The 10539-nt window shown below is 72.6% G+C and carries 8 protein-coding genes and 2 tRNA genes; all 10 read right to left on the bottom strand.

The features are described 5' to 3' along the window. Positions 1-698: 698 nt before the first annotated feature. The gene (locus ACOV8S_RS20380) at positions 699-1544 is read right to left on the bottom strand and encodes a DegV family protein (RefSeq protein ID WP_448319213.1); all 846 of its coding nucleotides are present in this window, start codon (positions 1542-1544) and stop codon (positions 699-701) included. Positions 1545-1653: 109 nt separating this feature from the next. Beyond that, positions 1654-2409 (bottom strand): hypothetical protein, encoded by a 756-nt coding sequence (locus tag ACOV8S_RS20375; RefSeq protein WP_448319212.1) that lies wholly within the window; start codon positions 2407-2409, stop codon positions 1654-1656. Between the two features lie 289 nt (positions 2410-2698). After that, positions 2699-5590, bottom strand: coding sequence for a leucine--tRNA ligase (gene leuS / locus ACOV8S_RS20370; protein ID WP_448319211.1), 2892 nt, complete (start codon positions 5588-5590; stop codon positions 2699-2701). Between the two features lie 286 nt (positions 5591-5876). Then, positions 5877-5949 (bottom strand) — tRNA-Ala (locus tag ACOV8S_RS20365). A 125-nt stretch (positions 5950-6074) separates the two neighbouring features. Next, on the bottom strand, positions 6075-6308 hold the full coding sequence (locus ACOV8S_RS20360; RefSeq protein ID WP_108955357.1) for a hypothetical protein: 234 nt from the start codon (positions 6306-6308) through the stop codon (positions 6075-6077). 151 nt (positions 6309-6459) lie between these two features. Next, positions 6460-7266, bottom strand: coding sequence for a hypothetical protein (locus ACOV8S_RS20355; RefSeq protein WP_448319210.1), 807 nt, complete (start codon positions 7264-7266; stop codon positions 6460-6462). A gap of 117 nt (positions 7267-7383) precedes the next feature. Next, positions 7384-7456: transfer RNA gene (locus tag ACOV8S_RS20350), tRNA-Ala, on the bottom strand. A gap of 111 nt (positions 7457-7567) precedes the next feature. Then, entirely contained in the window at positions 7568-8245 is a 678-nt protein-coding gene (locus ACOV8S_RS20345) for a histidine phosphatase family protein (RefSeq protein WP_351114663.1), read from the bottom strand. Then, the gene (gene rsfS / locus ACOV8S_RS20340) at positions 8239-8688 is read right to left on the bottom strand and encodes a ribosome silencing factor (protein ID WP_351114504.1); all 450 of its coding nucleotides are present in this window, start codon (positions 8686-8688) and stop codon (positions 8239-8241) included. Before rsfS ends, ACOV8S_RS20345 begins: the two co-directional genes overlap by 7 nt. Before the next feature lie 254 nt (positions 8689-8942). Beyond that, positions 8943-10539, bottom strand: a 1597-nt coding sequence (locus tag ACOV8S_RS20335) for an LCP family protein (RefSeq protein ID WP_448319209.1), incomplete at its 5' end; no start/stop codon positions are given.

Here is a 10539-nt window from a genome sequence, read left to right as displayed (position 1 = left end):
CGGGAGGGGGTGCGCGGCGTCGTCCGGAGGGCGGCGGGGCCCCTCCCGGAGGGCGGCGCACCGCGGGCCTCGCCAAGGGCCGTCCCGGTTCCCTCGTCAGGAACTGCCCACCACGGCCGCCGGGCGGCCCGCATCGCCGCGTGCTCCCCCGCGGGCGCCCTCCCGGAAGGCCCGGGCGCGGTCCCGTGCCCGGACAGCCGCGGCGCGGTCCTGCTCACCGGTGGAGGGCCGGCCGTCCCCGGCAGCCGAGGCGAGGGCCACCGCACCGGCGGCGGCGAGGCCCCCAGGTCCCGATACGGCGCGGTCCCCGGAGCCGGCTCCGGAGCCCGTCCTGGTGCCCGTCCCGGAGCCGGTCCCGGCATCCGCCCCGGAGCGGCCCGGGACGACAGGCGTCGCACAGCCGAAAACCCGTCAGCGGCAGCCGGACGCGGCACCCCGGAGGCGGCACCCTGCACCGCGGACGTGCTGCGAGGCCTCGCAGAGGCGGCGCCAGGGTCCGCAGCGGCCGCGGCGACGGCCGGGCGCGGCATCACGAAGGAAGGTGACGTGTGGAGTGAGGTTCCCGTGGTCATGGGCCCAGGATCCGCCGATACCGCACATCGCGATGATCAAGGTCGAAACCTGTGGACGACCGCCCCGGCTGTGGACAACCGCGTCACCCTGGAGAGGTCCCCGCGGGGAGATCACCGCGGGTGAGATCACCGCGGAGAGATCACCACTGCCAGCAGCCCCGGCCCCGTGTGCGCGCCGATGACCGCGCCCACCTCGCTGACGTGCAGGTCGGCGAGGCGGGGGACACGTGCGCGGAGGCGGTCAGCGAGGGCGAGGGCCCGCTCGGGGGCGGCCAGGTGGTGCACCGCCATGTCGACCTGGGCCGCGCCCGCCCGCTCGGCGGCGATCTCCTCCAGCCGCCCGATGGCCCGGGACGCCGTACGCACCTTCTCCAGCGGCTCGATCCGGCCGTCGGCCAGCTGCAGCAGCGGCTTGACCGCCAGCGCGGACCCGAAGAAGGCCTGGGCGGCGCCGATGCGGCCCCCGCGCCGCAGGTACTCCAGTGTGTCGACGTACAGGAACGCGGACGTCGCCTCGGCCCGCTTCTCCGCGGCCGCGACCACCTCGTCGGCGCCCCCGCCCGCCTCCGCCGTCTCGGCGGCCGCCAGGGCGCAGAAGCCGAGCGCCATCGCCACCATCCCGGTGTCGACGACGCGCACCGGCACCGGAGCCTGCCGCGCGGCCAGCACGGCGGCGTCGTAGGTGCCGGAGAACTCGGCGGACAGGTGGAGCGAGACGATCGCCGAGACGCCCGTCTCCGCGATCCGCCGGTAGGTCTCGGCGAAGGTCTCCGGGCTGGGCCGCGAGGTGGTGACCGGCAGCTTCCTGCGCAGCGACTCGGCGAGGGAGCGTGCGGAGATCTCGGTGCCCTCCTCCAGCGCCCGGTTGCCGAGGACCACGGTCAGCGGGACGGAGGTGATGCCGTGCCGGGCCGTCGTCCTGGGCGGCAGGTAGGCCGTGGAATCGGTGACGATCGCGACATGGCGGGACATGGCTTGGAGGTTACCTCCCGTACTCCCCGCCCGGCATGCCACCCCGGTGACAGGGGCGTTGCCGCGCCCGGGCCGGACCGGTGGTCCGGCCCGCGGGGGGCCGCACGGCTCAGGTGGTGCTCTCGGGACGCGCCTGGGGCTGCTTCTCCCACGGGTTGGGGGTGCGCGGCCGCGACGGGTCGAGGGCGGCCGGGCCGGTCCTCGGGTCGGAGGCCGGCCGGCGGGCGGCCCGCGGGTCCGGAGTCCTCTCGCGGTTCGCCCCGGGGTCCTGCCGCCGCTCGCGGCCGGCGGCCGGATCCGGGGCCGCTTCGGGCGCCTCGGCCCGGTCCCAGTGCCGCAGGGCGCCGGCCTCGACGTCGATCTGGGCGCTCAGGGTGTCCAGGTCGTCGGCGGCAAACCGGTGCGCCCGGTCCAGGGCGGCCCAGCGCAGGGCGTCGGCGGAGCTGACGATGCGGTCGGTGCGCTCGCGCAGGCCGGGCAGCCGGTCGGCGAGGGTGGCGCGGTCGGGCTCGGACTCCAGCCGCTTCAGGTCGGCGTCCAGCTCACGGCCGTGGATGCTCAGCCGGTCGAACAGGGCGGCCGACTCCGCCAGCGAGCCGTCCTCCGGGGAGCCCGCCTCCAGCGCCTGCTGGGTGGCGCGCAGCGAGGTGCGCAGCTTGAGACGCAGCTCGGCGACCTCACCCGCCGGCCCGGGACGGCCCAGCGAGCGCGCCCGCAGGGTCGTGTCCTCGACCGTGCGGCGCGCCTGGGTGATGGTGCGGTCCACTCCGCGCCGGGCGGCGCCGACGGCCTTCACCGTGCCCCAGACCGCCAGTGAGACCAGCAGCACGAAGATCACCGCGATCACCGCAAGGATCACGTCCACCGCAGTTCCTCCTTCGCGCCCGGCCGTCCGGTGAGGGAGTACGTCCTCCACCCACTCTCCCACGGTAAACGCCAGAGGCAGGCCCCGAGTTCCACGGAACCCCGGTCCTGCCCCTGATCGTTCCCCGGTTCCGCAGGCCCTGCGTCCCCTAGGGGACCGGTTGCCCGCCCGGTCGCCCCTTCATGTCCGGCCCGTCACGCCGGGACGATGTGCACACCCGCTCCCGTCACGCCGGGACGATGTGCACACCCGCTCCCGTCACGCGGGGGACGCTGTGCACCCGCTCCCGTCACGCGGGGACGATGTTCACCAGCTTCGGCGCGCGGACGATCACCTTGCGCACACCCGCGCCGCCCAGCGCGGCGACGACCTTCTCGTCGGCCAGGGCGATCTTCTCCAGCTCCGCCTCGGAGACGGACGGCGAGACCTCCAGGCGGGCCTTGACCTTGCCCTTGATCTGCACGACGCAGGTCACCGTCTCGTCGACCAGGTAGGCCGGGTCGGCCACCGGGAAGTCCTGGTGGACGACCGAGCCGGTGTGGCCCAGGCGGCGCCACAGCTCCTCGGCGATGTGCGGGGCCAGCGGGGCGATCATCAGCACCAGCGGCTCGGCCACCGACCGCGGCAGCGCGCCGCCGGACTTGGTCAGGTGGTTGTTCAGCTCGGTGATCTTGGCGATGGCGGTGTTGAACCGCATGCCCTCCAGGTCCTGGCGGACACCGTCGACGGCCTTGTGCAGGGCGCGCAGGGTGTCCTCGTCCGGCGCGACGTCGTCGACCACGGTGACCTCGCCGGTCGCCTCGTCGACGACGTTGCGCCACACCCGCTGCAGCAGGCGGTACTGGCCGACGACCGCGCGGGTGTCCCACGGGCGGGAGACGTCCAGCGGGCCCATCGCCATCTCGTACAGGCGCAGGGTGTCCGCGCCGTACTCGGCGCAGATCTCGTCGGGCGTGACGGCGTTCTTCAGGGACTTGCCCATCTTGCCCAGCACCCGGGAGACCTTCTCGCCCTGGTACCAGTAGGCGCCGTCGCGCTCCTCCACCTCGGCGGCCGGCACGGCGATGCCCCGGCTGTCGCGGTAGACGAAGGCCTGGATCATGCCCTGGTTGAACAGCTTGTGGAACGGCTCGGCCGAGGAGACGTACCCCAGGTCGAACAGGACCTTCGACCAGAACCGCGCGTACAGCAGGTGCAGCACCGCGTGCTCGGCGCCGCCGACGTACAGGTCGACACCGCCGTGCGGCATGCCCTCGCGCGGACCCATCCAGTACTGCTCGATCGCCGGGTCGACCAGCTTCTCGTCGTTGTGCGGGTCCAGGTAGCGCAGCTCGTACCAGCAGGAGCCGGCCCAGTTGGGCATGGTGTTGGTCTCGCGGCGGTACTTCTTCGGCCCGTCGCCCAGGTCCAGGGTGACGTTGACCCAGTCCTCGTCGCGGGACAGCGGGGTCTCCGGCCGGGTGTCCGCGTCGTCCGGGTCGAAGGTGCGCGGCGAGTAGTCGTCGACCTCCGGCAGCTCCAGCGGCAGCATCGACTCGGGCAGCGGGTGCGCCACGCCGTCCTCGTCGTAGACGATCGGGAAGGGCTCGCCCCAGTAGCGCTGGCGGCTGAACAGCCAGTCGCGCAGGCGGTAGTTGACGGTGCCCTCGCCGATGCCCCGCTCCGCCAGCCATGCGGTGACGCGGGCCTTGGCCTCGACGACGCCCAGGCCGTCCAGGGAGACGTCCTCGCTCGCCGAGTTGATCAGCCTGGCGTCGTAGGAGGCGAACGCCTCGTCCCAGTCGGCCGGGTCGGTGGAGCGGCCGTCGGTCGGCTCGACCACGCAGCGCATGGGCAGGTCGAAGGCGCGGGCGAAGGCGAAGTCACGGCTGTCGTGGGCCGGGACCGCCATGATCGCGCCGGTGCCGTAGCCCATCAGCACGTAGTCGGCGATGAAGACCGGGATCCGCTCGCCGTTGACCGGGTTGACGGCGAAGACGCCGGTGAAGACGCCGGTCTTGTCCTTGGCCTCGGCCTGGCGCTCGACGTCCGACTTGGACGCGGCCTGCGCGCGGTAGGCGGCGACCGCCTCGGCCGGGGTGGCGTGACCGCCGGTCCATGCCTCGCGGGTGCCCTCCGGCCAGGCGGCCGGGGTGAACTTCTCCACCAGCGGGTGCTCCGGCGCCAGCACCATGTAGGTGGCGCCGAACAGCGTGTCCTGGCGGGTGGTGAAGACCGTGATCGCGGCGGCTTCGCCTTCGGCGGCGACGGGGAAGTCGACGCGGGCGCCCTCGGAGCGGCCGATCCAGTTGCGCTGCTGCAGCTTGATCGCCTCGGGCCAGTCCAGCCCGTCCAGGTCGTCCAGCAGGCGGTCCGCGTAGGCGGTGATGCGCATGTTCCACTGGCGCAGCTTGGCCTTGAAGACGGGGAAGTTGCCGCGCTCGGAACGGCCGTCGGCGGTGACCTCCTCGTTGGCCAGCACGGTGCCCAGGCCGGGGCACCAGTTGACCGGCGCGTCCGAGGCGTAGGCCAGGCGGTACTCGCTCAGCAGGTCGGCGCGCTCGACGGCGGACAGCTCGGACCAGGCCCGGCCGCCGGGAACCGCACGCTCACCGCTCTCGAACTGCGCGACCAGCTCGGACACCGGGCGGGCCTTGCCGGCCTCGGTGTCGTACCAGGAGTTGAAGATCTGCAGGAAGATCCACTGGGTCCAGCGGTAGTACTCCGGGTCGATCGTGGCGAACGACCGGCGCTTGTCGTGCCCCAGGCCCAGGCGGCGCAGCTGCGCCTTCATGTTGGCCATGTTGGCCTCGGTGGAGACCCGCGGGTGGGTGCCGGTCTGCACGGCGAACTGCTCGGCCGGCAGGCCGAAGGCGTCGAAGCCCAGGGTGTGCAGGACGTTGTGCCCGGTCATCCGCTGGTGGCGGGCGTAGACGTCGGTGGCGATGTAGCCCAGCGGGTGACCCACGTGCAGGCCCGCACCCGAGGGGTACGGGAACATGTCCATGATGAACTTCTTCGGGCGGGCGGCGACCTCGGGGTCGCCCGCCAGGTCGCCGGACGGGTTGGGGGCCTCGTAGGTCCCCTCGGCGTCCCAGAAGTCCTGCCAGCGTGCCTCGATCTCGGCCGCCAGCGCGGCCGTGTAGCGGTGCGGCGCGACCTCCGCCGACTCGGCGGCGGAAGCGGGGTTCGTCTCGCTCATGATCCTCAAAGCTCCTGATCGACGTCGTCTCTGCTTGGCGTGGCCGGGAAATGAAAAAGCCCCTCGCACAGGAGGGGGCGCCGCGCCGATGCCGGCCACGGTTCTTCGTGGTGGCCGGGACTGATCAGCGCGGCTCGCTAAGCAGAAGGCGTACGGCACGCATGGCGTCAGGGTACCGCAGCCCTCACAAGGGCTGCGACGGACTTCCGGCCCTCGGAATCGGGGCGGAACGGGCCGGGAACGCCAAAGGCGGGCCATCCTTCCGGATGACCCGCCTTCGTCACTGTGGAGCTAAGGAGAATTGAACTCCTGACCTCCTGCATGCCATGCAGGCGCTCTACCAACTGAGCTATAGCCCCTTGCGGTGTGCCGTCCGGGCTTCCCTCTGCGGTTCCCCCGGCGACACAGAGAACATTACATGACCGTGGGGGTGGGACACCAAATCGTTTCCGGTCTGTCCCGTTTGCCTGGAAAGTCGCGCCTCTCAGGCGGTTTCGAACGAGTAGAAGCGCTTCAGCGTGCAGAGCTCGTCGAGCAGCCGGCCGTAGATCGGTTCACCCTCGAGCTCACGGTAGGTCTCGATGGGGTCGCCTTTTATGATCAGCGCCCTGGCGCACTCCTCGCACCAGTACTGGTACTCCTCGTTGACCGGCTCCATGTCCCGCACGATCGGCGTGCCGCTGCCGCACCAGTCGCACTTCCTGCGGTGTGCCCCCACGCGCCAGCTCCCTCCCGTCGGACCGTGCTCCCCTTCCGGCCGTCCGATTCTGCCACGTGGGCCGGTGGCCGGACGGGGACGACGCCGGGGCGGCGGGCTCATCACCATGCTGATAGGAAAAGATCCCGCCCTTCCGGACGGGATCCCTTCCCTACTGCACGTCCACGTAGTCGCCGCTCGAGGAGCTGGCGCCGGTGGTCGTGTTGCCGTAGTACCGCCACCGCCAGGTGCCGTCCTGGCTCGCGGTGACCGTCGTCCTCAGCGCGCCGGTGCTGCTCGCCGTGACCTTCTTCACCGTGGTGTACGTCGAGGAACCGGCCGGTTTGAACTGCAGGCTCACCAGCCGCCCGCCGTAGTTGTCGTACCGGTGCTCGGTCCAGTTCGCCCGCTGCACGGTGCCCTTGACGGTGATCGTCCCGCCCTTGGCCACCGGCTCCGGGGAGGCGTTGTGGCTCTGGACGCGGGAGGCCCGCTGGAGGGTGACGGTGGCCGAGTTGGTGTCGGTGTCGTGACCGCCGGCGGCCTTGTGCCCCAGGCCGTAGGTCTTCCACTGCGTGGCGTCGCCGTTGACCAGACCGCCGCCGGTACGGATCCAGCGGGGGTCGACCGTGACCGTCTCCTCGCAGCGGCGGTACGTGTAGCCGGACGCGGTGGTGGTGGCGCAGCTCCACCGCGTCGAGGAGGCCACGAGCACGCGCTCGCTCTCCGCCCCGAGAGTGCCCCGGTAAGCGTTGACGTTCCAGTCGCTCAGCTTGACCGTGCTTCGTACGGTGTAGGTCAGCGGTACGTCGACCGCGTTGCTGGTCCCCACCACGATCGGCTTGCCCTCGTTGAAGACGATCTCCGAGAAGGAGATGTCTCCCTCGGCCGCCTGCGCGCCGGGTGCGCCGAGCAGCACGGCGGCGAATGCGGTCGTTCCCGCCAGGAGGACACGGCCGCGTTGTGCGGTTCTTCTCATCCCGCCCCTGTTCCGTGAAAAACGCCGGCCGCTCGCCGGCCGACGCCGGGAACTCTAGATCATCGGGAAACACGAAGATCCCGCCCGGTCTTTCGACCGGACGGGATCTTCCGAATGTGGAGCTAAGGAGAATTGAACTCCTGACCTCCTGCATGCCATGCAGGCGCTCTACCAACTGAGCTATAGCCCCTTGTTGTTCTCTCCGCCGCTCGGCGGGGCGAACGAGTAGAACTCTAGCCTGTGACCAGCCGGAAAGTGAAATCGGCCGGTCCCGGGCCCCGGCCGGGGCCCGGGGACGCGGTCAGGTGTCGTCGCCGAGCACCGGCTCCGGCAGGGAGCCCGCGTTGTGCTCCAGCAGACGCCAGCCGCGGGCGCCTTCGCCCAGCACCGACCAGCAGCAGTTGGACAGGCCGCCCAGGCCCTCCCAGAGGTGGGCGTCCAGGCCCAGCAGCCGGCCGATGGTGGTGCGGATGGTGCCGCCGTGGCTGACGACGACCAGCGTGCCGCCGGCCGGAAGCTTGTCGGCGTGCCGCAGCACGACCGGGGCGGCCCGGTCGGCCACCTCGGTCTCCAGCTCGCCGCCGCCGCGCCGGACCGGCTCGCCCCGCTTCCACGCCAGGTACTCCTCACCGTGCCGGGCGAGGATCTCGTCGTGGGTGAGGCCCTGCCAGACGCCCGCGTAGGTCTCCCGCAGGCCCTCCTCCTGGACGACCTCCAGGCCGGTCAGGGCGGCCAGCTCGGAGGCGGTGTCCACCGCGCGCCGCAGGTCGGAGGCGACGATCGCGTCCGGCGACAGTCCGGCGAGCAGCCGGGCGGCACGCCGGGCCTGGGCGCGGCCGGTGTCGGTGAGGTCGACGTCCGTGGTGCCCTGGAAGCGGCGCTCCAGGTTCCACGAGGTCTGGCCGTGGCGCCACAGGATCAGGCGCCGGCCGCGGCCGGACCTGCCCGCCGCGGCCTCCGTCCCGCCGGCCGTCACCAGAGGTCACCGTCGTCGAGACCGGCCTCCTCCTGCGCGGCCCTCTCCTTGGCGTGCTCCTCGGCCTTGCCGCGGGTCGCCTTGGCGTCCTCGGGGAGGTCCAGCTCGGGGCAGTCCTTCCACAGCCGCTCCAGGGCGTAGAAGACGCGCTCCTCGCTGTGCTGGACGTGCACGACGATGTCGACGTAGTCGAGCAGGATCCAGCGGGCGTCGCGGTCGCCCTCACGGCGCACCGGCTTGGCGCCGAGCTCCTTGCTCAGCCGCTCCTCGATCTCGTCGACGATCGACTTGACCTGGCGGTCGTTGGGCGCGGAGGCGAGCAGGAAGGCATCCGTGATCGACAGCACGTCGCTGACGTCGTAGGCGATGATGTCGTGCGCGAGCTTGTCTGCCGCTGCCTGCGCGGCGGTGGTGATGAGCTCGATGGATCGGTCGGTGGCGGTCACTGCCTGGCTTTCCGTCGTCGGACTTCTACCTGTCCAGGGTCTCACGGACCGCCCGGGCCTCCCCACGGATTACCGCGAGGCCATGGCCACACGCCACCCGTGCCACACGTTCGCCCGGATCCGCCGCCCGCCTCCGGGCCCCCGATCGCCGGGCGCCGGTCACCGCGGGCCGCTCCGCCGGCGCACCGCGCCCCGAACGGCCGGAGCCGGCCCCGCGGTGCTGCGGGACCGGCTCCGTGCGACACGGCCGCGGGTCAGGAGGCCGGCGCGTAGTCCTGGCCGAGCACCACCGTGACGTCGGCGTTGGCCGCCGTCCTCCCCTTGGCGACGGCCGTCTCCGGCAGGCCCAGCGTGCGGGCCACCTCGAGCGCCTTGTCCTTGTCACCGGCCTCGGCGTAGCGCACCTCGGAGGTGGCGGCCGTCTGCGAGCTGCCCGCGGCGACGTAGGTGTAGCCGCCGTTGACCAGCGCGACGCGGGCCAGGTCGGCCAGCGGGTGCTTCTTGGCGTCGGTCTTGCCGCCGGTGGCGTTGCGGACGCTGACGCGGACGCCGTCGCCCTCCTCGGCGGGGCTCTTGGCCTGGCCGCCGAGGATCTTGCCGACGACCTCCTGCCCGGCCTTCTCGCCGAGCGTGCCGTCGGGCTCCACCGGCAGCACCGTGCTGCGGTAGTCGCCGCCCTTGGCGCGGTCGGCGAGACCGGCGAGGAAGCTGCCGAGGTCCTCGTCGGTCAGCGGCGGCTCGATGATCTGGCCCATCGTCTGCACGGTCCGCGTGGCGCCCTCCTTGTCCGAGGAGAGCTTGCGCAGGACGCCCTGCACCACCTGGCCGAACCGCTCGAGCTGCGCGCTCTGCGGCTCGCCGGCGCCCCGGTAGGTGGCGTACGCGGAGGCCATCCGGCCGCTGAGCGTCTGCTGCTCGCCCTTGTGCACCAGCGGGCCCTCGTCCGGGGCCTTCGGGTCGGGCACGTCGGTGTCGGTGTCGACCTCGATGTGGCCGACCATGTCGACCAGGATCTGGAGGAACGGGGTGTCCAGCCGCCAGGTGCCCTCGATCCGCGTGCCCAGGACGGTGTCCAGGGACTCGCGGGTGCCCGAGGAGCCGTCGTCGCCGACGGACTGGCCGAGCGTGGTGGTGTTGCCGTCCTGGTCGGTCAGGGCCAGCGAGTTGGGCAGCAGCACGGCGTTGCCCTGCTCGGTGGTGGCGTTGTCCACCAGCAGCAGGGTGGAGGTGTCCGAGCCCTTGGTGCTGTGCAGGTGGACGACGATCACGTCGCGCTTCTGCGCGCCGGCGGCGACGTTCCCGCCCTGTGCGGTGTCCGAGGAGGACAGGAAGGGCAGCTTGCCCGCGTACCAGAGGTAGCCGCCGCCGCAGACCACGACCAGGGCCAGCACCACCAGGACCGCCGTCATCCGGGCGCGGGCGCGGCGCTTGGCCTCCTCGCGGCGCTCGGTGCGGTTCTCGGTGAACTGCAGCCAGTCGATGACGTCCTCGGACTCGCCGTCCTGCTCCTCGACGAAGGCGAACTGTTCGGTGTCGTACCCGGCTCCCTGGTCACGGCGCGGGGCCTGCCCGGGAGGTCCCTGCTGGGGGATGCGGGCGTCCCGCTCGGCGACGCCGGGTCGGCCCAGGGGCGCGCCGGGGCCTCCGTACGGCTGCACCTGCTGCGCCCGCCGACCGTGCTGCGCCTGCTGACCGTGCTGCGCCTGCTGCCCCGGCCCGGGCTGCGCCTGCTGCCCCGGCCCGGGCTGCTGCCCGGGCTGTCCCTGCGGTCCGGGCGGCGCTCCGGGGCCGGGACGGCCGGGGGCCTGCCGGGGGCCGGGCGGCGGACCGCCGCGGTGCCCTCCGTAGGGA

Source organism: Streptomyces sp. CO7 (assembly GCF_053474865.1).
The sequence above is the reverse complement of the archived record's forward strand: the minus strand, read 5'-3'. Positions and strand labels throughout refer to the sequence as shown.

Coding starts and splice junctions, on each gene's coding strand:
- ACOV8S_RS20355 (WP_448319210.1), bottom strand. CDS start 7,266: ATGAGAAGAACCGCACAACGCGGCCGTGTCCTCCTGGCGGGAACGACC.
- leuS (WP_448319211.1), bottom strand. CDS start 5,590: ATGAGCGAGACGAACCCCGCTTCCGCCGCCGAGTCGGCGGAGGTCGCG.
- ACOV8S_RS20380 (WP_448319213.1), bottom strand. CDS start 1,544: ATGTCCCGCCATGTCGCGATCGTCACCGATTCCACGGCCTACCTGCCG.